16 protein-coding genes and 1 tRNA gene are annotated in these 23,988 nt (G+C 56.5%); 8 read left to right on the top strand and 9 right to left on the bottom strand.

The genetic code is table 11. The features are described from left to right. The first annotated feature begins 181 nt into the window (after positions 1-181). Together RGU44_RS24150 and RGU44_RS24145 are read left to right on the top strand one after the other, a co-directional pair. Positions 182-2,248 carry an AAA family ATPase gene (locus RGU44_RS24150; RefSeq protein ID WP_322278373.1) on the top strand — a complete coding sequence of 689 codons (2,067 nt, stop codon included), beginning with the start codon at positions 182-184 and terminating at the stop codon, positions 2,246-2,248. 736 nt (positions 2,249-2,984) lie between these two features. Further along, complete coding sequence (locus RGU44_RS24145; protein WP_322278371.1) at positions 2,985-3,482, top strand: hypothetical protein; 498 nt, start codon at positions 2,985-2,987, stop codon at positions 3,480-3,482. A gap of 549 nt (positions 3,483-4,031) precedes the next feature. Here RGU44_RS24145 and RGU44_RS24140 read toward each other — a convergent pair. Further along, positions 4,032-4,808: a hypothetical protein gene (locus RGU44_RS24140; RefSeq protein ID WP_322278370.1), complete on the bottom strand. Its 777-nt coding sequence runs from the start codon at positions 4,806-4,808 to the stop codon at positions 4,032-4,034. A gap of 711 nt (positions 4,809-5,519) precedes the next feature. On the opposite strand from RGU44_RS24140, the gene RGU44_RS24135 reads away from it, so the two are divergent. Further along, entirely contained in the window at positions 5,520-8,453 is a 2,934-nt protein-coding gene (locus RGU44_RS24135) for an EAL domain-containing protein (protein WP_322177905.1), read from the top strand. A 55-nt stretch (positions 8,454-8,508) separates the two neighbouring features. On the opposite strand, the gene RGU44_RS24130 is transcribed toward RGU44_RS24135, so the two are convergent. Together RGU44_RS24130 and RGU44_RS24125 are read right to left on the bottom strand one after the other, a co-directional pair. Next, entirely contained in the window at positions 8,509-8,727 is a 219-nt protein-coding gene (locus RGU44_RS24130) for a YdcH family protein (RefSeq protein WP_322177904.1), read from the bottom strand. Between the two features lie 121 nt (positions 8,728-8,848). After that, complete coding sequence (locus tag RGU44_RS24125; RefSeq protein WP_322278368.1) at positions 8,849-11,527, bottom strand: cation-transporting P-type ATPase; 2,679 nt, start codon at positions 11,525-11,527, stop codon at positions 8,849-8,851. Positions 11,528-11,741: 214 nt separating this feature from the next. On the opposite strand from RGU44_RS24125, the gene RGU44_RS24120 reads away from it, so the two are divergent. Then, positions 11,742-12,851, top strand: coding sequence for a molecular chaperone DnaJ (locus RGU44_RS24120; protein WP_322278367.1), 1,110 nt, complete (start codon positions 11,742-11,744; stop codon positions 12,849-12,851). A 51-nt stretch (positions 12,852-12,902) separates the two neighbouring features. Here the strand turns inward: RGU44_RS24120 and RGU44_RS24115 are convergent, their stop codons facing one another. Further along, entirely contained in the window at positions 12,903-14,960 is a 2,058-nt protein-coding gene (locus tag RGU44_RS24115; RefSeq protein ID WP_322177901.1) for a methyl-accepting chemotaxis protein, read from the bottom strand. A gap of 313 nt (positions 14,961-15,273) precedes the next feature. On the opposite strand from RGU44_RS24115, the gene RGU44_RS24110 reads away from it, so the two are divergent. The 4 genes from RGU44_RS24110 to RGU44_RS24095 all read left to right on the top strand — a co-directional run bounded on the left by RGU44_RS24110 (position 15,274) and on the right by RGU44_RS24095 (position 20,294). Next, positions 15,274-16,896: an acyl-CoA synthetase gene (locus RGU44_RS24110; RefSeq protein WP_322278366.1), complete on the top strand. Its 1,623-nt coding sequence runs from the start codon at positions 15,274-15,276 to the stop codon at positions 16,894-16,896. Between the two features lie 139 nt (positions 16,897-17,035). Beyond that, positions 17,036-18,808, top strand: a complete 1,773-nt coding sequence (locus tag RGU44_RS24105; protein WP_322278364.1) for an acyl-CoA dehydrogenase C-terminal domain-containing protein — start codon at positions 17,036-17,038, stop codon at positions 18,806-18,808. A gap of 110 nt (positions 18,809-18,918) precedes the next feature. Continuing rightward, positions 18,919-20,097: an acetyl-CoA C-acetyltransferase gene (locus tag RGU44_RS24100; RefSeq protein ID WP_322177898.1), complete on the top strand. Its 1,179-nt coding sequence runs from the start codon at positions 18,919-18,921 to the stop codon at positions 20,095-20,097. A gap of 120 nt (positions 20,098-20,217) precedes the next feature. After that, a tRNA-Met gene (locus RGU44_RS24095) sits at positions 20,218-20,294 on the top strand. A gap of 240 nt (positions 20,295-20,534) precedes the next feature. On the opposite strand, the gene RGU44_RS24090 is transcribed toward RGU44_RS24095, so the two are convergent. The 5 genes from RGU44_RS24090 to RGU44_RS24070 form a co-directional block, all read right to left on the bottom strand. After that, positions 20,535-20,984 (bottom strand): carboxypeptidase regulatory-like domain-containing protein, encoded by a 450-nt coding sequence (locus RGU44_RS24090; protein WP_322177897.1) that lies wholly within the window; start codon positions 20,982-20,984, stop codon positions 20,535-20,537. Between the two features lie 29 nt (positions 20,985-21,013). Further along, positions 21,014-21,574 carry a lipid-binding SYLF domain-containing protein gene (locus RGU44_RS24085; protein WP_322278362.1) on the bottom strand — a complete coding sequence of 187 codons (561 nt, stop codon included), beginning with the start codon at positions 21,572-21,574 and terminating at the stop codon, positions 21,014-21,016. 388 nt (positions 21,575-21,962) lie between these two features. Beyond that, positions 21,963-22,418 (bottom strand): hypothetical protein, encoded by a 456-nt coding sequence (locus RGU44_RS24080; protein WP_322278360.1) that lies wholly within the window; start codon positions 22,416-22,418, stop codon positions 21,963-21,965. A 246-nt stretch (positions 22,419-22,664) separates the two neighbouring features. Continuing rightward, entirely contained in the window at positions 22,665-23,249 is a 585-nt protein-coding gene (locus tag RGU44_RS24075; protein ID WP_322177894.1) for a chromate transporter, read from the bottom strand. A gap of 8 nt (positions 23,250-23,257) precedes the next feature. Further along, the gene (locus RGU44_RS24070) at positions 23,258-23,827 is read right to left on the bottom strand and encodes a chromate transporter (protein ID WP_322278358.1); all 570 of its coding nucleotides are present in this window, start codon (positions 23,825-23,827) and stop codon (positions 23,258-23,260) included. Positions 23,828-23,988: the final 161 nt, after the last annotated feature.

Genomic DNA, 23,988 nt, shown 5'->3' with positions numbered 1-23,988 from the left:
GACATATAACCCCCGCGGGCATACAGGGCTAATAACCAATAAGCTTCGTAAGTGGAGACGCGTATGACCGTACTACCACTTCACCATGTACGAGGGGGGCTATCGACAACACCCCTCGCACACCTTTCACCGGAACATATCAACAGCCTGCAAGCCTCCTGGACGCCACCACGGGGGCAATATGACCACAAGTAAGTCCATGGCTACCGCGCAAGCCGATAGCCGCCGGCAGCTAACTAAGGAATGCCGTGAAAACCTTTACCCCGACAACATTCCTGCTGAGTTGAAGGCTATTACGACTTGGGTTGTATGGGAGTGGGGAAAGCCGAAAGGGAACGGTAAATTTCATAAGCCGCCCCGCTACCCCAAAACGGGAAAGCTGCGAGCCTCGGCGGAGGACCCAAGTGACGCAGACAACCTTGGAACGTTTGACGAAGCAATTGCAGCATTCGACGCTAACAAGAACTATGCCGGTATCGGGATTGCAATTAGTTCAAGTCTTGGGCTCGTTGCGCTCGACTTTGATAACTGCGTCGATGAATTAGGGGGCATTACTGGCGATGTGTCGCAACTTGTTGACCTGACATATGCTGAGTTTTCCCCAAGCCAAAAGGGTATCCGGGCATTTTACAAAGGCGAGGCCGAACACAAAAAGGGGAAACGGCTAGAGATATTCACAGAGGGTGGATATGTGACCGTCACTGGGCATGTAATCAAAAACGCTTTCGACGATGATATTGACGGCAGGTTGCCCCCACTTGAACCCGAGTTACGCCATCGACTTGAACGTATGGCCGGTTCGAGGGGGGACGCAAAGGCCACCGACGATGACGATTGTTTAGCGGGCATCGACAACGATTTCCCCGAAACACCCGCGAATATCGAAAGGCTGAAATCAGCACTCAGAGCAATTCCGGCCGACTGTGGCTATGAGGAATGGGTGAAAACCATTTTCGCCATCAAAACGACCGGATGGGATTGTGCAAGGGATATGGCTGTGGAATGGTCAAAGACTGCGCCCGATCCATTCAATGAGGACGACTTTAAAAGCGCTTGGCGAAGCGGAAAGGACACGCAAGGAGGCGTGACCGTTGCGTATGTATTTGGGCGTGCCAAAGAGAACGACTGGCTCGACCCCCGCAAGCGCCATACCGATATTGACGCACTTGTAGCCGCGATGACCCCGCAGGTTGTTGGTGAGTATGGATCGAAGCCGCCCTATCGATGGCTAATCAAACGCCTACTGCCAAGACTTGGTATATCGATGATCTACGGTGACAGCACTGCGGGGAAAACCTTCGTTGCCATTGACATGGCTATGGCTATTGCACGAGGGGTTCCTACCTGGTGCGGGCGCAAAGTAGCACAGGGCAAGGTCGTATTCGTAGCCGCCGAAGACGCCGCCGGGGTTGAACTGCGGTATCACGCCTACCTGAAAAATGCAGGAATTCGGGAAAGCGATCTAGACAGACAGTTCACTGTTATTTGTCAGGCTCCAAACTTGCTTGATGACAACCACGTGTTGGCGCTTATCAAGGGCATTAGACAGGCAGACCTAATCATCGTGGACACCCTCGCATCCGTGATGCCGGGGGGCGACGAGAACACCAGCCAAGGCATGGGCATGCTTATCAGTAGCGCGCAACGCATAGCCATGGAGACAGGCAGCGTCGTTCTACTGATTCACCATTCGGGCAAGAATCAGGCAGCAGGCCCACGGGGCTGGTCAGGTTCGAGGGGGGGCGTTGATGCTCTGTTCTGCATCACCCAAGATAAGGATGGCAAAACAAGGCTAATCGAGGCCGCGAAAATCAAAAACGGTGTACAGGGGGAAAAATTCGCCTTCATGTTGCAGCAAGTTGACCTTGGCCTAGATGATGACGGAGAGGTCGAATCTAGTTGTGTTGTTGCGTTCCTTGATTCAGTTCCAGCCACAGTGCGCGAGGAACGAGTGCCTAGGGGGGTGAATCTTGAGGCAGTATACAAGATCATTAAAGAGCACACGGCACTCAAGGAATCTGAGTTTGTCCGGTTGGGGGTTGATGCTTTGCCAAGAGGTGACGGCCCGAAGGATAAGCGCCGCGATGTCGTCCGCAGAGCAATCACAGGCCTGAAGAACAAAAACTTTATCGAAAAGGGTACTGACGGTTTGTACAGGCTGTCCAAAACGTACTACCCGAAGCCTGCTATCGATGACGGGGATGAGCCGTTTGATGATCTGACTGTGCACGAGGGGGATGATCTTTAACCTAATCTCCCACAAATCCCACACGCTCCCACAAGCGGCAATTTGTGGTTTGTGGTAAATCGACAAATCCGATACCACAAACCCCACACAACCCTATATAGGGTGTGGGGGGTGTGGGAATGTGGGAATACTTTTTAAACAACACCCCCCTCGTACAGCATTGCGTCTGTAGGTCAGGAATACCCGGCATCCTTGCAGCGCCTAGGCACTTCACAACGGTGCTATGGCAGATTCGGGCGAATCTCGGCTTGAGGGGTTCAGCGCCCCCGCCCACCGCCCAAATCAGCTGGGAAGGACCCAAAGGCACACCGCCTGTACGGCAGCATCAAACAACCGGGTGGCGTTGTTGTGCTGACCCCGATCAAACGACACACATGCAAAACGACACATGATGTTCAATCAACCTGCACACATGCAAAACGACACACTTATGAGGGGACATGACAATCAATCAAACAAGCCAGGCAAGCACCTACACAGGTCGAGGGTGTTGTCAGTGCGGCGCAACTCTCAGGTACACGTCTAGCCGATCATGTGTTGCCTGTACTACGATTCGCCGCGCTGAGTTTCGACAGCACAACCTCGAAGCCGAGAGAGGCCGAGCCAGTGCCAGGCTAAAAGCAGTCCGGCAGCACAGGAAGGCCGTAGACCTGTTTGACCGTGAGTCGATGGCTAATTGCGGATCGCAAAAACCAACGTAACCCCAAACATAAGTTACAAAAAAAAGGAATTTTTAATGACAGCACGAAATATAGGGCTAGCTGTAATGTCACTGTCCATAGTCGTATCCGCTGGCTGCTCGACCAAGAACTACGGTCGCCAACCCGAACTCACCAATTTTGAAAGGCAAACAATGACTTGCCGCGAAATTGATTTGGAGCAGGCGAAAGTACAGGGCTTTCTAAAGAGAGTAAGTGAGGAAAGCCAGTTTGACGGTCGATCAGTGCTTTCCTTCCTGGGCGACTTCGGTATCGGCAATCTGATGGAGAAAGACAGCGCCGTGGACAGTGCCAATCAGCGATTGGTTCAGCTGAATGATGCGCGCATGAGCCAAAGTTGTTCGTATGCTGGCGCCGCCCGGTCACCAACATACACAGCTCAGTCAGCAGCTCAGCCAGAGACTAATTCTCATGATTCTGTTGAACGGCAGCTTTACGAGCTGCAACAGCAAAAAGGCTTGAGCTATGAGGAATATCAACAACATTATAAAGACATAACAAAAAGTCGGCCGTAATGGGAAAAGGTGCCCGCATGATCCGTCCTGGTGACAAGGAGTTTCGCAAGCTTGCCCTAACAGCGCTTGGCACCGTGACGCTGTTAGTGACAACGTGGTGGCCGTTCGCGTGGGCCTTCGCGTCTGTGTGTGTCGGCGTGGCGAGCTGGCCGTTTCGTGACGATCTGAGAAAGTAAGTCGCACCCTGGTAATCGCACGAGGGGATGGCTGCACAATCAACGTCTGCATTTCATATGCGGCCTTAAATCGCCGCTATCCCCTCGTACAGCCCTGATCGGTCAAACCGCTAGCTTGCCTAGGGCTAGGTCGCCATCAATGCGCCAGCATGACTGTAGATACCCTGCCGGACGGCGAATGCGAAACTGCACACTACTTCACCACCCGTTTGCATTCGACCTGACCACCGATTGCATCGGATTTGACCAGCGCGCTTTTCACCATGATCGGCAGAGAACGGCCAGGAGCTGTCGCCCAACAAAGACTGCTTCCAAGCAACTCACTGCCAGTGTTTTAGGTAGGCGTTAGCACCCGCTGCAAAGCAGCAAACTGCTAACTAAGTGAGTCCCCGTTGGCGTGTTGATCCTCGGCGAGCTTCAGTTCAAGCTTGCTGTTGATTTCGCTGGTTTTGAGCTTGAAAGCAATTCCATCCAGAGGACCGGCATGAAGAATTTTTGCTCCCTCGGGCTTGCTCGAGTCGAAAACAAATCTGAACTCTTTTTGATAGGAGTAGATGTTCCGCTTTTTAAAAACGGACTCAACCTCTCCGAAACTGCCGTGAAAGGTCTCGGGATCAAAATAATCGACAAGGTCTCGCCAAGACGAATAGCCTTCCGACTTGGCGGCTTTGCTTACTTTATCGATGAAATCCGCGACCTTGATGATGAGAACGGCATGCTCTCCAAGCGAAAGCATTTCCTCGCCTAGCGTTGCGTGTTCCTTCAACATTGAATTGATTTTCTCGACCACGCGCAGTCGCTCCTCTTCTGTTTCATACGATTCCTCGAAGTCCGGTACGGTAACAGCGTACATACAGAAGGCATTCAAACGATCGTGCGCCGTACTCTGTATCACTAGCGGGCCGGCCAGCCCATCTATTGGAAAGGACTTCTCCTCCCCGTCCGGCGTCTTAAATGAAATCGTCAGAGATATGCGGTCGGGTTGATGCCAATCCGAGGGCGCCTCGAATTGGTCGCCTCGTGCGACATCACTCTCTATCCGCTTGAACTGCCCAATCGTCTTACAGAACATCTCTCCTGTCTGAATGAATGCATCAGCGTATTCCTCCTTATCAAACACCTTAACTAGAAGAACTATATTTGGGGTCATGAGCCAATCTCAATATTGATTCGAACACGCGTAGCCTACAGATTCAATTTCGGCGAGGGGAGAAGCAGCTTCCGCAGTGCCAGTAGCCGATGACGCTGGACGATGCTCAAGGTCGCGCTGGTACGGCGTCTTATCAATGTACATGGCGCGCGTCTGCGTCAAACTTCTTGTTCAGCGGCGAACGGCGTTGTCATTCGGCCGCTACGCAGCGAGCGCTACCAATCGATTGCGGCCTTTCCCTACGTCAATTGTCGGGCTGGTAAATTGGTACCGCGACCGTCTCCTGTGGGTCGTTCTCTGCCGGTCATGTCCACGAATCGCGCTGGTCAAATCCGATGCAAATGACTGGTCAGATCGAATGCAAATAGGTGGGCAAGTCCGTAGAATTACCCATGTGAACGCAACTCACAAAGGCCGCAGTATCCGACACCAAGGAAAAGCCGGGCAACAATCATCGATACACAGGCCGCCACTGATCGAGGGGCGATTCCTAAACCGGGTACGCAACCGGGTACAAACTTACCGACTTATCCGTGAAACCAAGTAAATACGAGGCCTTTAGAGCCATACTTCTGGTTTAACGTATAAGTCGCTACCGCTATTTCATTGGGCTGCAGAAACTGTCTGAAACCCAATGAAAACCTGAAACCCCCTGAAACAGGGGGTTTTTTGCATCTAGAGTCGTCATAGGACATCTAGGGAATCTAGCCAATGCCTAACTATGAAGTCCTTTCTAATCGTCTTCGGTTCATACCCTGGGTCTTCCTCTGCCTGGGTCTGGCGCTGACCTATGCACTTCAGGACATTCCTCGCGAGTCTGCCCGACAGGCGCTCCACGATGAGTTCGACTACCGTACCAACGAAATCATCGAGAACACCAATAGGCGCTTACAACGTTACGAGCAACTAATGGAAGGCCTGTCGGGCCTGTTCGCAACGTCGCTCGTTGTCACGCGCAGCGAGTTCGCTAGATACGTTGATGCTCTTAAACTCGAAGGCAAATACCCAGGCATCCAGGGATTAGGTTTTGCTCCACGGGTGTTGCCGGAGGACAAATCCAGGCACATCGCCGATGTACGTACCGAGGGCCGGGTTGATTACACCATCAATCCCAGCGGTAACCGAGACCTCTACACGCCGGTCATCTACCTCGAGCCTTTCAACTGGCGTAATCAGCGCGCGATTGGCTACGACATGTATTCCGAACCTGTTCGTCGCGCGGCACTGGATCAATCGAGGGATGAGGAAATTACCTCTATCTCGGGCAAGGTTCGGCTGCTGCAGGAAACCGATCAGGACGTTCAGGCAGGATTCCTGATGTACCACCCGGTCTATCGTCTGCAAGCACCCCATCAGACAGTCGATGAACGCCGCGCAAACCTGATCGGTTGGGTCTATGCCCCCTTCCGCATGAATGACTTGATGGACGGCATTCCGGGAAAACGCTTTGGGGAAGCCGGCACCACACTGAGTCTAGACCTCTACGACGGTGATTCGGTCGGACAGAGCGCATTGATCTTCAGCTCGAACAGCCGTAGCGACAGCTCGGCTCCCGAGTTTCACACCACCCGGCTTGTTCCTCTTTTTGGCCATCAGTGGACGGTAGCGGTCAGTTCACTGGCACCCTTTGACGCCCGACTGAAAAGTGACAAAGCCGACATCATTGCAGTTTCCGGTACCGTTGCCAGCGTGCTATTGGCCCTGGTCGGCTGGCTGCTGGTGACAGGCCGAGTACGAGCGTTGGTCATTGCCAAAGACATGACATCAGCCTTGCAGCAAAGCGAAACGGTACTCAGGAAGCTCAATCGCGACTTGCGGCTGCTCAGTCGCTGCAATACAGCGCTGGTGCACGCTGAAGATGAGTACACCCTGCTGGCTGAAATATGCCGTTTGTGTGTCGACAGGGACAATTACCTGATGGCCTGGGTTGGCTATGCGGAGCAGGATGAAGCCAAAATGGTGCGACCCATAACGCAATCCGGTTATGACAACGGGTATCTCGACGGGATCAATATCTCTTGGGCGGATACCGAGAACGGTCAGGGTCCGACCGGTATGGCCATCCGCACCGGTCAGCCGAATATCAGCCAGGATATCCAGAACAGCCCGCGAATGGCGCCGTGGCGCGAGGCGGCGATCCAGCATGGGTACCAATCCAGTGTGGCCCTGCCACTCATTTGCGACGCCAAAGTGCTGGGCGCGTTAACCATTTACGCAAGCGAAGCGCACGCCTTCGACCCAGACGAGCTGAAGCTTCTGCAGGAGCTGGCCAACGAACTGGCTTACGGCATCATGGCGTTGCGTACCCGTGCGGAGCATGCCGCCGCCAAAGAAACGCTGGCGTTCCTGGCGCATTACGACCCACTGACCCACCTGCCCAATCGTCTGCTGCTGCGCGACCGCTTTGAGCACGCAGTACTCACCAGCAAGAGCGAAAACACCACGCTTACTGTGCTTTACCTCAATCTGGATCATTTTCAGCGGATCAATAACAGCTTGGGATACGCTGTCGGCGACCAGGTACTGGTCATGGTCGTTGAACGGCTGTGGCAGTGCATCCCAATGACCGCAACGATCAGTCGAATTAACGGTGACGAGTTTGTTGTCTTGCTCACGGGGAATTACCACGTTGCGGAAATTATTGGCTTCGCGAATGCCATCCAGGAGGTCTTTGTTGACCCCCTGGAAATCGGCAGCCATAAACTAAGTATTTCTTTCTCCATCGGCATTGGCTTGTTCCCGAATGATGGAGAGGACCTCGACACCCTATTCAATAACGCCCACACGGCAGTCAATAGTGCCCAGGAGGCGGGGCGCAATACCTATCGTTTCTTCACGCGTGAAATGAATATCGGTCTGATTGAGCAAGTTCGACTCACCGGGGGATTAAGCAATGCCCTGCGAAATCGCGAATTCGTGCTCCATTATCAGCCTCAGATAGACATTCGCAGTGGTCGGATCATCGGCGCGGAAGCCCTGATCCGCTGGCAGCATCCGATCGACGGGCTTGTGCCTCCGGGCAAGTTCATTCCTCTGGCTGAGCGCAGTGGCCATATCGTTCCGATAGGCGAATGGGTGCTCAACGAAGCCTGTCGTCAAGCCAAGGTCTGGCAGAGTCAATATTCACCGGCACCGGTAATAGCCGTCAATCTCTCGGGCTTGCAGTTCAAGCGCGGGAACGTTCTGGAAGTGGTGTCTGCTGCGCTTGCCACGTCTGGGTTGCGACCGGACCGGCTGGAACTGGAACTGACCGAATCCATTCTGCTGCAGGACGTGGATGCCACGATAGAAACCCTGCACGGCTTGAAGGCCATGGGTGTGAACCTGTCCATCGACGATTTCGGAACCGGCTATTCCAGCCTTTCGTATCTTAAACAGCTGGCGGTCGACAAGCTCAAGATTGATCAATCGTTTGTGCAGGACATGTTGACCGATCCCGATGGCGCCTCAATCGTCAAAGCCATCATCCAGCTTGGGCACACCCTGCAGCTCACGGTGATCGCTGAGGGTGTGGAGGTCGATGCCCAATTGGCGTTCCTCAACGAATCAGGATGCGATGAGGTTCAAGGGTATTTGTTTAGCCGTCCGGTTCCGGCAGATCAATTCGCCAGACTCCTCGAAAAGGGACTGCCCACGCGGACCTGAGCAATCCAGACACACCAGGTAACCTTGAATCTTATAAACATCCCTGACTCGAAAACTATACGGTCTCAGCGTTCTTGAGAATCACGTAAAGCTGGTCTTTCAAGGTCAACTTTTCTTTTTTCAGATTTTCAATTTCAAGCTCGGTACCCGACTCAATGCGGGCTTCGATGTTCTTGATGCGCTGATCGAGCTCATTATGCTCATCGAAAAGACGGGAAAAGTGCTTATCTTCAGCTTTCAGGCGAGTAATCAGATCACGGTATTCGGGAAACATAGAAGCTCCTAATTGAAGTGGTGTTCGGGCAATTATCCAAAGCCATCCGTTTGGGTTCCATGATCAGGATCATGCCAACCGCAGATACCCAGAAAATGCCTCCGATTGAAGTGACGCCGGTTCATGGACTGGGGCATCGGCGCCTGACAAACGCTTTACGCGCCTCCTCCAGCCCAATCAACAGCAGGGCAAACGGCAACAGGAACAGCCACACTTCGAACGGCAGTGGCGCGGTACCCAAGAGCGCGTTGCCCCAACGGGTGTAAGTAAAAAGCAGGATCAAGACGATTTCCAGCGCCACACCCCAAAGAATCAGGGGATTGCCGCGCACCCCCGTGTCGAAGACCGAGCGGGTCGTACTTCGACAGAGAAAGACGTTGACCACCTGAAGTACCACAATGGCCGCCAGGCTGCCGGTGGTTGCCTGGTGATAAAGCGGATCGGAAAAAGCCACTGTGTCGCCGAACGTCCAGCCACCACGTTGCAGGACAAAGATGAACGTCGACACGGTTGCCAGCGCTTCAAACAAGCCCAACGCCACATAACCACGCAGGGCAACGCCCAGGTTGAACAAGCGCTCCCCCGGGGGACGCGGGGGGCGCTGCATGATCTGCGGGTCTGGCCGCTCCACCCCGAGGCCGAGCGCGGTCAGGGTGTCGGTGCCCATGTCGATGGCCAGCATCTGCAAGGGCGTGATTGCCAGGGGCAGCTTGACCAGCACAAAGCCGAGATAGGGAATCAGCTCCGCCATGTTGTGCGCCAGGATGTAGGTGAGAAATTTGCGGATGTTGTCGAACACCGCACGCCCCTCTTCGACGGCATTGACGATGCTGGCGAAATTGTCGTCCAGCAGCACCATGTCGGCCACCTCGCGGGCTACATCGGTGCCCGACAGCCCCATCGCAATACCGACATGGGCGCTCTTTAGGGCGGGTGCGTCGTTCACCCCGTCACCGGTCACTGCAACGATCTCGCCTTTGCGCTTGAGCGTCTCGACGATCCGCAGCTTCTGCTCTGGCGCGATGCGGGCACAAATGATTTCGGCCGCGTCCAGCGCCAGTTGCAACTGCGCATCGGACAACTGCAAAAGCTGTGCGCCGGTGAGCACCTGCGGCGCATCCGAGCGTACCAAGCCTATCTCGCGCGCAATCGCCAGCGCCGTGTGCGGGTTATCTCCCGTGACCATGATCACTTTGATGCCCGCAGCCTGGCAGGCGCCAATCGCCCCCGGCACCTCTGGTCGGGGCGGATCCTGCAGTCCGACCAACCCCGCGAGGACCAACGTCTGCTCGACAGGCATCTGCCCCGCTTCCACGTCGCGCCACGCCAGCGCCAGGACCCGCAAGCCACGGTCGGCCATGGACGTCTGCGCCGCCAGGATACGGGCGCGACATTCGTCAGTGAGCGGCGTGATCGCACCATCGCGCCATTGTCCGGTGCACAGCGGCAACACCTTTTCCAGTGCGCCCTTGCACAACAGCCGAGGCCCGTCTGCCATCGCGTACACCACCGACATACGCATGCGCTCCGCATTGAACGGCAGCTCTTGCAAGCGCGCTATCGGACACGTCTGAGGCGCGATACGATTTACCAACTGGAGCATGGCCTGCTCCATAGGGTCGCCCAGGTAGGTCAATGATTCACAAGGACCGGTTTGCTGCAGATCGTGGCACAACCCCGCCACCTGAAAAAACGGCGCATTGGCCTGCGCAATGCCGACGGGCAAACCGTGCTCCAAGTCGCCGTACAGACTGCCATCCAGCCAAAGCGCGGTCACTGTCATCCGATTTTGCGTAAGGGTGCCGGTCTTATCGGTGCAGATCACCGTCGTCGAGCCCAATGCTTCAACGGACGGAAGATGACGGATCAGTACCTGCCGGCGCGCCATACGCTGGGTGGCCAGAACCAGCGACAACGTCAGCGTCGGCAACAAACCTTCCGGCACCATTGCGACGATGAGGCCGATGGTGAAAATGAAATCACTCCAGAAGGGCATACCCAGCACCATTCCGAGGCAGAAAAAGACCACACCGATCCCAAGCGCCAGTATCAGAATACTGCGGCTCAGGAGGGCAACCTCGCGTCGCAGTGGCGAGATTTCTGCACCGCTGGCCTGGGTCAGATGGGCGATGCGCCCGAACTCGGTGTGCATGCCCGTGGCAAAGACCACGCCGCGCCCCTTGCCCGACATGATCGCAGTGCCCGTCAGCACGATATTGCCCGCGTATAGCCAGTCCTCGGCAGCACTGGGTTGGGCATCGCGGGCTTCGGCCGTCGACTCGCCGGTCAGGGGAGCGTTATTGACCTGCAGCGAGAACGCCTCGATCACCCGGCAATCTGCCGGTACCCGGTCACCCTCGGCGAACAGTACGATATCACCGGGCACCAGCGCCTCGGTCGCGACCCGCAGCACCGAGCCATCGCGCAGTACCTGAGCCTGCTGCGGCAGCAATCGGCGTAAGGCAGACAGCGCTTTCCCGATCCGATACTCCTGCCAGAATGAGAATACACCGCTGACCAGAATGACCGCGATGAGGGCATAACCGAGGCGAGCCATGCCTTGCCCCGGAGACTTCCACTCGGCAATGAACGCCAACAGCGCCGCCAGCCACAACACTATCGAGAAGAAATGCACAAACTCCTTCAGCAGCGCCCGCAACCAGCTGCGGCGCCGAGCGTGGGCCATCCGGTTGAGACCGAACTCGCGCTGACGGCGCTGCACCTGCGCCGGGGAAAGCCCCTGCTCAGTGGCTTGCACGCTGGCCAAGGCGTCAGCGACCGACAGCTGATGAATTTTCATGCTCATAGCCCAAGGCCCATAACGTACCGTTTGAGCGTAGCTGCATCGCTGCCAACATGAATGATCGCTAGTGCACCTGAGCGCACATTTTCCACGACGTGGAGCCTCAGCTTCAGGCTGTACATGCGCGTGATCTCCCGCGCATTCCGCAGTCAATTACAAAACTGTCGTCGTCCCTTAAAATGCCCCTATTTTCAGACTCAGCGGGATTCCCATGACACACCAGGCGCCGAAACTCAGCATCGCCGCACAGGCAGGCAAGCCGCACCTGTCGGCCGGGCAAAAGAAATTCAACGCCTTGCTCAAGAAGATCGAAACGCAACGCCAATTACTGGAAGCCTGGCAAAACACGACGTCTCGCTGTCAGCAACGCTGGAACGCCGATTTCAAGCCATTGCTCGATGAGTTTGACCAGCTTGATAGCGAGATGCTGCACTTCCTTGACGACGCCAGCGATCGAGTAAAACTCAGCAAGAATGATCGGCAGACCCTGCAAGAGATCATCTGCGGTCTGGTGACCTCCCTGATGGGCGGAGAACATGACGAAACATTGAAGGCGATTTACAACAAGCACGCGGGCAGTCACTTCGACGTCGACAGGCTTGAGGAGGCCGAGCACTTCAAGACGTCGTTCGAAGAGACGTTCGGGTTCAAGATGGACGATGACGTCGACTTGGATTCGCTGGAGGACATCACTCAATACATTTTTGAAAAACAGGCAGAGGAAGCGGAACAGCGAACACGCAACGCCAAGCCACGCAAGAAATCCGCACAACAGATCCGTGAGGAAGAAGAGCACGCCAACGCCAGCCGATCAGTGCGCGAGATTTACCGCAAACTGGTGAGTGCGCTGCACCCTGATCGCGAAACCGACGCTGTCGAACGAGAGCGCAAGACCGTGATGATGCAGCGGGTCAACCAGGCCTATACCGACAACAACCTGCTTGCTCTGCTGCAGTTGCAACTTGAGATCGAACAGATCGACCAGAGCCATATCAACACGATTGCTGAAGGCCAACTCAAGCACTACAACCGAGTCCTGATCAATCAACTCGATGACTTGCAGCACGAAGTGTCCGAGCTGACGCTGGCGTTCAAGAGGCAGTTCAATCTGCCACCGAGCGATCACATCACACCCGCCAACGTAGCACGCAAATTCCCGAAAAAACTTCGGGAACTGCGCACTGAAATTCAGACATTAAAGGAGCAGCGTGAAGCGCTGGAAGACCCGAGAGCCCTGAAGAGCTGGCTGAAAGAGCAACGTCATGTACTCGATATGGAAGCCTATTTATCTGCCGGAATGCCGGATGACGTCTTTCGTTGATGACGTTGACCCAGGACCGCTGATGAACAGACCTGGGCTTACTTCAAACCCCTAGCTTAATTGAAAGCGTGCGGTGTTATCACTCAGCGCTCGACTGCCCTTGCTGAGCGTGTCGGCCGCCTGATTCACTGCGCGCGCACCGTCCAGCAAGCGCCCTGCCGCCTGATCGACCTGCTGGATATTGCCGCTCACTTCGTCAGCCGTGGCAGCCTGCTCTTCTACGGCGGTGGCGATCTGCGCCAAGGTATCGGTCACACCCTGCACGGCATCGGCGATTTCGCCCAGTCGCAGGCCCAACCCGGTCACCGAAGCCGCATCGGTCTCAGCCTGCCCACACGCGGCGGCCATCAGGTCGACTGCCTGACTTACCGTGCTGCGCAGGCTGTCCACTGTTCCCGCGATCTGCGCAGTAGAGGCCTGCGTGCGTTGTGACAGGCTACGCACTTCATCGGCAACCACGGCAAACCCTCGACCCTGCTCACCCGCCCGCGCCGCCTCGATGGCGGCGTTGAGCGCGAGCAAGTTAGTCTGCTCGGCAATGCCGCGTATCGCGTCCACCACCGACTGGATCTGCTGACCCTGCTCGCTGACCCTCCCCAACGCTGCGGCGGTGTCGCTCAAGCGCAGGTTGAGTTGCTGAATACTGGCAGTGGTTCGTTGACTGTCACGGCTACTTTCTTCGGCCACATGGCGGGTGTGCTGGGCGCTTGTCGACGCCTGCTCGCAACTTTTCGCAACGCCTTGAGAGGTGGCGGCCAGTTGCGTTGCCGCCGTGGCGATCTGACTGATCTGTTGCTGCTGCTCCTCGACCTCATCGAGGGTGCGGTTGGACTGGGTGTTGAGGGTCAGAACCGCACTACTCAACTGCAGCGTTTCGTGATCGACGCTCAACAGACTTGTGCGTAACTGCACCACGGCTGCATTGAGTGCTGTGCTGATCGCTGCCAGCTCATCACGCCCTTCAACCGGCACCTGTACACATAGATTACCGTCGCGTAACGACTGCGCCAGCATTGTAATGCCGCTGGCACTGCGTCGGATCGACGTCTGCAGACAGACAAACAGGTAAAGCGCCGCCAACAGCAAGCAACCAAAAATCGTCGCCACGGGGATAAATTGGCGAACCGACTGGTCATGGTAATAGGCCAGACGCACGTCCAACGAGACCAGAGATTGGTGACGCAGCGCCATCAAATCACCCAGCAAGGCATCGACGCTACGTTCGAAACTGCCGGTATCAAGGTTGATGCTGCCACCGAACAGACCGTTATCAAGCACCTTGAACTCGCCGTCCAGACGCTGTTGGCTTTTACGGTATTGATCAGCCCACGGCTGCAGATCGGGCGAGAGCCTGGCCTCTAGGGAGCCCCCGGTTTTGTTCAATTGCTCGCGGGCATCGCCGAGTCGGCTGCGCAGATCACGCATCTGCAAACGGCTTTGCAGGCTGAACTGACCGGACGCCACCGACGTTTGTCCCACGCTGGCCAGACGTCCGACACGCTCGATCAGATCAGGCGCTTGCTTCGTGGACATCTGCATCAACAGATAGGTTTCCAACCAAGGGTCGAGGATCAACCCACTGTCCTGAGCGATTTGTTCGCGCAAGGTTTGCAGCGCACTCAAGGCGGTCGTGAAGCGCTCATAACCGTCCGGCCACCAGCCAACCGTGCGCAGGGCCGCAGAATCCAGTCCAGTGGCCGCACTTTGTAGCTTCTGGTAACGGTCCAGCGTTTCTGACGTCGCGCCGTCACGGTGCAATTCCGCACCTATCAACGTTAGCGCCTGTCCGATTCCGGGGTTGGCTGCGTCGAGCGCGCCCATGGCGTCGCGTGCCGCAGGGGTCGGGTCATGAAGAATGTCGGCGGCTTTCCAGCGGGCTGTGCGGTCACGCTGAGCGGTCAGCAGGTCGTCCAGCGTTTCCAGCGCCAATAACTGGCTAACACCCGCCCTTTCCCCCGCAATCAGGGCAAGTTTGTCGCGATAATCCAGACCAATCATCCATAGACTGCCGACTAACGGCAGCATGAACAGCAAAAAAAGCAGCTGAAACTTGCGGGCAAATCCAAAACGCCCAAGCAGGCGAATACCCGGTGACAAAAGTGCCTGCATGTCCAACCTCTCATCTGGGCCCCCTGTCATCACTTGTGGTCATGAAGGGTGCTTATACAAAACCGGCAGATCGCCATTTTCAGAGTCGATATCGAAGCAATATCTGGACCGCAGATGCCCGCCTTGGCACGCTCTTGGGATCAATTTTTAAACCCGCAAATCACATATAGTATATTTACTATACTGTTAAGGTATTACTTCCATATTTATCTAGAGTTGTTATATAAAACACGCCGGACATAAGTTGATCCCAGCAGTCTATGCTGAAAGGTCACACCTAAAGAGCTAACAATCAGCCACCGAGTACCTTTACATGTCGATTTTTGAACAAGGGCTAGCCCCTAAGGCTGTCAATCATATTGCCTTGTCGCCGCTCAGCTTCATTGAGCGCACTGCCAGCGTCTATCCTGACTACCCTGCCGTGATCCACGGCTCTATCCGCCGTACCTGGGCGCAAACCTATGCGCGCTGCCGCCGTCTGGCTTCAGCGTTGGCGGGTCGCGGCATTGGCAAGAACGATACCGTCGCACTGATGTTGCCTAACATCCCCGCCATGCTTGAGGCCCACTTTGCCGTACCGATGATCGGCGCAGTGCTCAACCCGCTCAATGTGCGCCTGGATGCCGAAGCGATTGCCTTCATGCTCCAGCACGGCGAGGCCAAAGTGCTGATCACCGACCGTGAGTTCCATGACGTGATCCACGCAGCAATCAGCATGCTGGACCACCCGCCGTTGGTGATTGACGTCGATGACCCGGAGTATGGCGAAGGCCAGGCCGTCAGCGACCTCGATTACGAAGCGCTGCTGGCCGAAGGCGATCCCGCGTTCGCCTGGCAATGGCCGGACGACGAGTGGCAGGCGATTTCGCTGAACTACACCTCCGGCACCACCGGTAACCCGAAAGGCGTGGTCTACCACCATCGCGGCGCTTATCTGAACGCACTGGGCAATCAGATGACCTGGAACATGGGTAACCATCCGGTTTATCTGTGGACCTTGCCGATGTTTCACTGCAACGGCTGGTGCTACCCGTGGACCATCACCGCGATGGCCGGCGTGCATGTGTTTTTGCGCCGCGTCGACCCGCAGAAGATTCTGACCCTGATCCGCGAGCATCAGGTCACCCACTTCTGTGGTGCACCGATCGTGCTCAACGCTCTGGTCAACATGCCTGAGTCGGCGAAGGCTGCCATTGATCACCCGATCAATGCCATGGTCGCAGGCGCCGCGCCACCGGCCAAAGTGATCGGCGCCGTGGAAGAGATGGGCATCAAGGTCACCCACGTCTACGGCCTGACCGAGACCTACGGCCCGGTCACGATTTGTGCCTGGCATGCCGAGTGGGATGAACTGCCGCTCGATGAGCGTGCCCAGGTCAAATCCCGCCAGGGTGTGCGCTACCCGACGCTGGAAGGCGTGATGGTGGCCGACCCGAAAACCCTGGAACCTACACCACGCGACGGCCAGACCATCGGCGAGATCTTCATGCGCGGCAACACGGTGATGAAGGGCTATCTGAAGAACCCGACCGCCACCGCAGAAGCTTTCGAAGGCGGCTGGTTCCATACCGGCGACCTGGCGGTCTGTCATCCCGATGGTTATGTAGAGATCAAGGACCGGCTCAAAGACATCATCATCTCGGGTGGCGAGAACATCTCCACCATCGAGCTTGAAGGCGTGCTCTACCGCCACTCGGGTGTGCTGGAAGCGGCCGTGGTTGCACGCCCCGATGAGAAGTGGGGAGAAACGCCTTGCGCGTTCATCACCCTCAAGGCCGACCACCAGAACGTTCGCGAAGCCGACATTATCAGCTTTTGCCGCGAGCATCTGGCAGGGTTCAAGGTGCCGCGCACCGTGGTGTTCACCCAACTGCCGAAGACCTCCACCGGGAAGATCCAGAAGTTCGTTCTGCGGGACATGGCCAAGAATCTTTAACCCTCGGCCCTTTAAACCTCGATAAGGCCCCTACCAAGCGACAGGTCCGACCTGTCGCTTCGGGGCTTTGCACGCCAAAGTGGCACGGCCATCCAAACGTGCCGTGCAATCCATACGCTGTTCCAACGAGGTTCACGTTATGCCTGAATTCAACGCCCCATTGCGTGACATGCGCTTTGTTCTGCAAGAAGTGTTCGACGCTCCAGCCCTGTGGGCACGCCTGCCAGCCTTGGCCGAAATCGTCGACGCCGCCACTGCGGATGCCATTCTCGAAGAAGCTGCAAAGGTCACCGGGCAACTGATCGCCCCGCTCAACCGTAGCGGCGACGAGGAAGGCGCGCAGTGGCTCGAGGGTCAGGTCAGCACGCCGAACGGTTTCAAAGAGGCCTACGCCACCTACATCGAGGGTGGCTGGGTAGGCCTTTCCGGTAATTCTGACTTCGGCGGCATGGGCATGCCGAAGATGCTCGCCGTACAGTTCGAAGAAATGCTCTATGGCGCCAACTCCAGCTTCGCTTTGTATTCGGCCCTGAGCTCGGGCGCTTGCCTGGCCATTGATGCCCACGCCAGCGAAGATCTGAAAAACCTGTACCTGCCTCCGATGTATGAAGGCCGCTGGGCCGGTTCGATGTGCCTGACCGAGGCCCATGCGGGCACCGACCTGGGCATCATCCGCACCCGCGCCGAACCTCAGACCGACGGCAGCTTTAACATCACCGGCAGCAAAATCTTCATCACCGGCGGCGATCAGGACCTGACCGAAAACATCATCCACCTGGTGCTGGCCAAGTTACCGGACGCGCCAGCAGGGCCAAGAGGCATCTCGCTGTTTGTAGTACCCAAGGTGCTGGTCAACGCCGACGGTTCGCTCGGCCAGCCCAACGCGGTCAGTTGTGGTTCGATCGAGCACAAGATGGGCATCAAGGCCTCGGCCACCTGCGTGATGAACTTCGACGGCGCCAGCGGCTGGCTGGTCGGCGAGGCCAACAAAGGGCTCGCGGCAATGTTCACCATGATGAACTACGAACGCCTGTCCATCGGCATCCAGGGCATCGGTTGTGCTGAGGCGTCTTACCAGAGCGCCGTCGCTTATGCCCGCGAACGCATTCAGAGCCGTGCGCCGAGCGGGGCGGTGGCAAAAGATAAAATAGCCGACCCGATCATCGTCCACCCCGACGTACGCCGCATGCTGCTCAGCATGAAAGCCATGACCGAAGGTGGCCGCGCCTTCGCCAGCTATGTCGGACAACAACTGGACCTGGCTAAATTTTCCGAAGACGCCCAGGAGCGGAGCGACGCGCAAAACCTGGTCGCCCTGCTCACTCCCGTCGCCAAAGCGTTCTTCACCGACAGCGGTCTGGACAGTTGCGTACTGGGCCAGCAAGTGTTCGGCGGCCACGGCTATATTCGCGAGTGGGGTCAGGAACAACTGGTGCGTGATGTGCGTATCGCGCAGATCTACGAAGGCACCAATGGCATTCAGGCACTGGACCTGCTCGGGCGCAAAGTAGTCGCCAACGGCGGCGTCGCCCTGCGTCAGTTCACTCATGAAATTCGTGTGTTCGCCGACCAGCCCGACGCCAAGTATTCCGTGCCATTGCTCGACGCCGTCGAGCGTCTGGAAAACCTCAGCGACTGGCTGCAAGAACAGGCAAAGACCAACCCCAACGAAGTCGGCGCAGCGTCGGTCGAGTATCTGCACCTGTTCGGTTACGTCGCGTATGCCTACCTCTGGGCGCGCATGGCTCAGGTCGCCGAGAGCACGCGCGGCGAAGACGAAGCGTTCTATGGCGCGAAAATCGCCACTGCCCAGTTCTACTTCAGCCGCCTGCTGCCCCGCACCTTGAGCCTTGAACAGTCCATTCGGGCAGGCAGCGCCTCGCTATACGGCCTGGATGCCGAACAGTTCTAACTATTTAGCGTAACGCGGCGCCAGCCTGGTTAGGTGTCCGCGTATTTTTATCGATCTGCCCTCGCCCACTTGGCGAGGGTCGGCGTGACATTCGCCCTATGGAGTATTGAATGCGTGAAGTTGTCATTGTCGCCGCCACCCGTACTGCGGTTGGCACATTCCAGGGCTCGTTGAGCCGCATCCCCGCACCGGAACTCGGGGCTGCGGTGATCCGCCGTCTGCTGGCTGACACCGGCCTACCAGGGCAAGACGTGGATGAAGTGATTCTCGGGCAAGTACTGACCGCAGGCGCCGGGCAAAATCCGGCACGCCAGGCCACGCTAAAAGCCGGACTGCCACATACCGTCCCGGCAATGACCCTGAACAAAGTCTGCGGCTCCGGCCTCAAGGCGGTTCAACTGGCCTACCAGGCCATTGCCTGTGGCGATGCAGAGATCATCATCGCCGGTGGCCAGGAAAACATGAGCATGGCCGGCTACGTGCTGCCAGACGCCCGCACCGGGCTGCGCATGAACCACGCGTCACTGGTCGACAGCATCATCCAGGACGGGTTGTGGGATGCCTTCAACGATTATCACATGGGGATCACCGCCGAGAACCTGGCCGAGCAATACGGCATCAGCCGCGAAGAGCAAGACGCCTTCGCTGCGACCTCGCAACAGCGGGCCTGTGCTGCCATCAACGCAGGGCGCTTCCAGGAAGAAATCACCGCCATCGACATCCCCCAACGCAACGGTGAAAGCGTGCGATTCGAACAGGATGAGCAACCCCGTCCTAGCACCTCCGCGCAAACCCTGACCAAACTGCGACCGGCCTTCAAGCCCGGCGGTACCGTCACGGCGGGTAACTCGTCGTCACTCAACGATGGCGCCGCAGCCGTCATGCTGATGAGCGCAGACAAAGCCTCCGAGCTGGGCTTGCCGATACTCGCGCGAATCGTCACCGCCGCCAGCGCAGGCGTCGATCCGGCGATCATGGGCATCGGCCCCGTGTTCGCTACCGGCAAAGCGTTAAAGAAAGCTGGCTGGACGCTGGCGGATGTCGACCTCATCGAAGCCAACGAAGCCTTTGCGGCCCAAGCCCTGGCCGTAGGACGCGAACTTCACTGGAACAGTGACAAGGTCAACGTCAACGGCGGCGCCATCGCCTTGGGCCACCCTATTGGCGGATCAGGCTGTCGGATACTCGTCACCCTGCTGCATGAAATGGTCAAACGTGACGCCAAAAAAGGCCTCGCCACCCTCTGCATCGGCGGAGGCCAAGGCATCGCGTTGCTCATTGAACGCTAGGCCAGCCCCCATAAACACCCGTTTCACAGGCCCTGCAGCCTAACCGCTTGATCACACGCATAAATTTTCACTAACAACGCTTGACACATATTCGTTATCCGCGAATAATGCGCGCCACTTGGCTACATAGCTCAGTTGGTTAGAGCATAGCATTCATAATGCTGGGGTCCGGGGTTCAAGTCCCTGTGTAGCCACCAAGTACCGGTTTACAGACGTCTACAGCAGTCTATAAACCACCTCAAGAAGCCCGCCTCGTGCGGGCTTTCTTGTGTCTGGGGTATCGCGACTGGACGCCAGCGTTCTGTGGCGTTCACAAATTTCTGTTATCCAGAAAACCCGAAAGTTGATTCTTTAGCGCACCCTCATGCAGGCTTTTTTTGCCCGTCATCATCACGCGGCTTAATCTTTACGGCTTTTACCCCTCAGCAAACTCAGGGCTAATCACTCCAGTGAAGATTCACCGTACCGGTCGACGAACCTTCCAGCACGACGGTACTTCGTTTCTCATGGCCATTCTGGCTGGCGATGATGAGATAGTTATCTGCTGGCAACTTAACGTAAACGATGGGACCCACCTGACTCAACGACACTATAGAGCGGCCTTTGGCAGTCTGAATCACAACATCAACGCCACTGAGGTACTTATTGTCCGGCCCGATGGAGAAGGTGATGTGCAGGTTGTAACCCTTGACCTGCTGGATGGCCTGCGACTCGTCCTGGCCAACGCCACCAGACAGATAGGTGATGCCGTTTTGCTCCTTCGGCTCCAACTGCACAGCCGACATATCAATCGGTACTTCGTTGGCGGCCTGCAGTACCACAGGAGAGAAACTCAACAGCACGGCAAGGACAACTCTTGAAGGCGTTAACCCACGGACGGAAGTCACAATGAATACTCCTCAGTGTTATGGCCAGATTAGCGTTTGATCAGAGAGATTTTGGTTCCTTCAATGCTGACGCCCGCCATCAACCCTTGCTGATCGAACACAAACGCATACGCATCGTCCTTCAGCGTCGAGCTCGACAGATTTTTTGCGATCCCTTCATCAACCAGGACAACGGTTGGCCCTACGCCAATTTCCCAGCCCTTGGTTTCGCGCACATACTTCACCGCTTTTTCGGTCATCAAGAACAGCACATAGCCGTATGACTGCGCGCCTGCTTGTAGCCCCCATGACCCGGTCACGGAGTTGTAATAGCCCTCCACTTTCGAGCCTCTCAACAACTCGCCTTCACCATAACTGCCTCCAAACACAAGGCCCGCTTTGACAATATTAGGGAATACGAGCACAGCCTTGGCACTGCGCGAAATGGTCTCGGCAGATGGATTAGTTTTGTAGAGTGCTTGTAAGGCCTGCCGGGAGCTTTTATCCAGGTCCTCGGCAGTAGCAGCACTTGCGCTATTCAGGAAGGTCGCCGATGCCAGCGATACGGTAAGCAGGATAATCGAGAGAAAGAACCGGACTGACATTGTCATTGCTGTACTCCTATGGTGGCAATAGAAGGGATGTGACAACAGTATCCGGCATAGACCCTACAGGCTCTGCAGCCTCAGGGTCGTAGTCCGGCGCCATGGGGGCCCGCACTACGACCCCTTACGTTGAGAGGCTGGCTCAAGAACGCCATGATCACCATCACCCTAAACATGGCTGTACTACCGGTCATCATCTACCAGCGATCTACTGTTCTCAACGCTGAGTCTAGTTGCTGTGCCACGTTTGCTCGGTAGCAAATACAGCACCCGACGAATGGCACAGGCTCCGCACTTTCAACGTGGGCGAGCACCCTGGTTAGAGAAATGGGCAAGAGAGATCTTTCTGACGCCGGGCTTGCGGCATTGAACTGCTTGCCCGGCCACGTTGAAATTAACGGTCTTGTTTGGTCGTTGATATGGCTGCGTTGGACAACCCTTTGGCGTTGTGATCGCCCGGCGTGGTGCCAGAAATCGACGTTGCCTTGGACAGCCCACGAGTATTTTTAGAGTGCGCGACGCCAGAAGTGATCGAGCCGCGGTCATCCTTATCGGTAAGGGCATTGCCGATATGCTGACCGCTTACCCCTCTGTCCCTCACGGCCTTTCCATCGTGATCGCTGCTCAACCCGTTGCCCTGCCCATTGCTCCCGGTTCCGCCAGAGTGCCCGCTACCTCCGCTGCCGCTGCTACCGCCGTGACCGCCAGCGCCACCGCCACCGCCACCATTGCCGCCGCCATCTTTTGCATGGGCTGAGGAGATGAACGAAAACTCACCGGGCAGCATGGATATCGCTGAAAACACCATCAGACATGCCGCAACAGCCATGCGCTTTTTTGTTATAAACATGACAACTCCACGAAGTTAAATTCAACGCGAATGTGACAGTTTTCACACGATTAGGTTCATAGCCAAGGAACAACAGAACGTGGTGTGTCTAGCCCGGCCCTGCGCCGGTTTTTTTCCATTTCTGCGACATGCTTTTCACGTCGCGTTCACTCCAGCCTCGCTAAATTTAATCTACTCCTTTGAAGAACTCCCTTGGCCCGCCCTCATCCGCGGGCTTTTTTTTGTGTCGCTTATTCCGTGCCAGGATTAGATCCATCCAAAGCCCCCCAGCACGGCTCCCGCCGCAATCAGCCAGAGCAAGTGGACCTTGGTTCGCCAGACAAGCAAAGCAGCGACCGCAGCCAGCAAGCTATAGCCCCATTCCCTAGCCGGATCGCCGAGCCCGACGATGAGTAACCAGCCAGTCGCCAAGAGCGTTGCAATCACAAAGGGAGCCATTCCAGTCTTGAAGGATCGAACTGCCAACAACTTGCTGTTGCGAGCGATCCAACCAGAGCAGAGATAGCTAACGATCAAAGCGGGGAGCAAAAAGCCCAGCAGGCTAAGCACCAGACCGAAACAGGCCGGAATCAGTGCCGGCCATCCAGCGCCGATCCCACCCACGGAGTTAAGGCCAACGTTCCAACCGAGCAACGCCACAAATAGAACGTTGGGGCCTGGCAGGGCTTGAGCGATGGCCATGGAAGAGGAAAATTGCAAGTCGCTAAGCCAATGCTGTTGATCGACTAAATAGCGGTGCATCTCGGGCGCCGGGCTCATCGGGTTACCCACTGTAAGCAATGAAAGCGAAACAAAATGCAGTAATAACGAGACCCAATCGAAGGCATGCATTGTGACGCTCATTCCGATGGGTCCTCAGAGGCATGACGCTCGCTGCGGACTCTGAAGTGCCGAAAATACGAATAAAGAATGCCAGCGCCCCCAACCCCCAGCAGGACCCAATACAGCGGCCATCGCATAAGTGCAAGCGCCACAAACCCGACGATCACCAACAGGATCGACGCCGTCCAACCCATTGGGTTAAGCCGCAGAGCCGAGAACAAATTCAAGCTGGTTCCCACTATCAGACCGGCCGCTACAGCACTTACGCCTCTGAAAGCGCCTTGAACGAAGGGCAGATCAATCACGTGGGCATACTGGGATGCCACGATAAGAATCAGAATCAAAGGGGCCGCCAACAGCCCAGCCAGTGCCGCGACGGCTCCGCCCAAGCCGAAGTGCCGCCGTCCGAACGCCAAGGCAAGATTCATCACGTTGGGACCCGGCAGGATTTGCGCGACCGCAAATTCTTCGACAAATTGCTCGCGTGTCATCCATTCTTTTTTATCAACCAATACCCGTTGAGCCACAGGCATCACTCCACCAAACCCTTGGAGGGTCAGCGCAGAGAACGTCAGGAAAAGGTCCATCTTCGATTGAGGTGAATGAGTCATCGTGATTCATGCCATGCGTTGTGCTCTGAGCGGCGGCGCCCGCGGGCCGGGCTGATGGCGCAACAATCTGTATTGCGTAGAGCCCGCATTTATTCAAGCCTTACCACATCTGCGACATCCCTTTCACAAGACTTTCA

The organism is Pseudomonas sp. 5C2 (genome assembly GCF_034314155.1).
GTDB lineage: Bacteria > Pseudomonadota > Gammaproteobacteria > Pseudomonadales > Pseudomonadaceae > Aquipseudomonas.
Note: the sequence above shows the minus strand (reverse complement) of the source record. Positions and strands in the feature narration are given on the sequence as shown.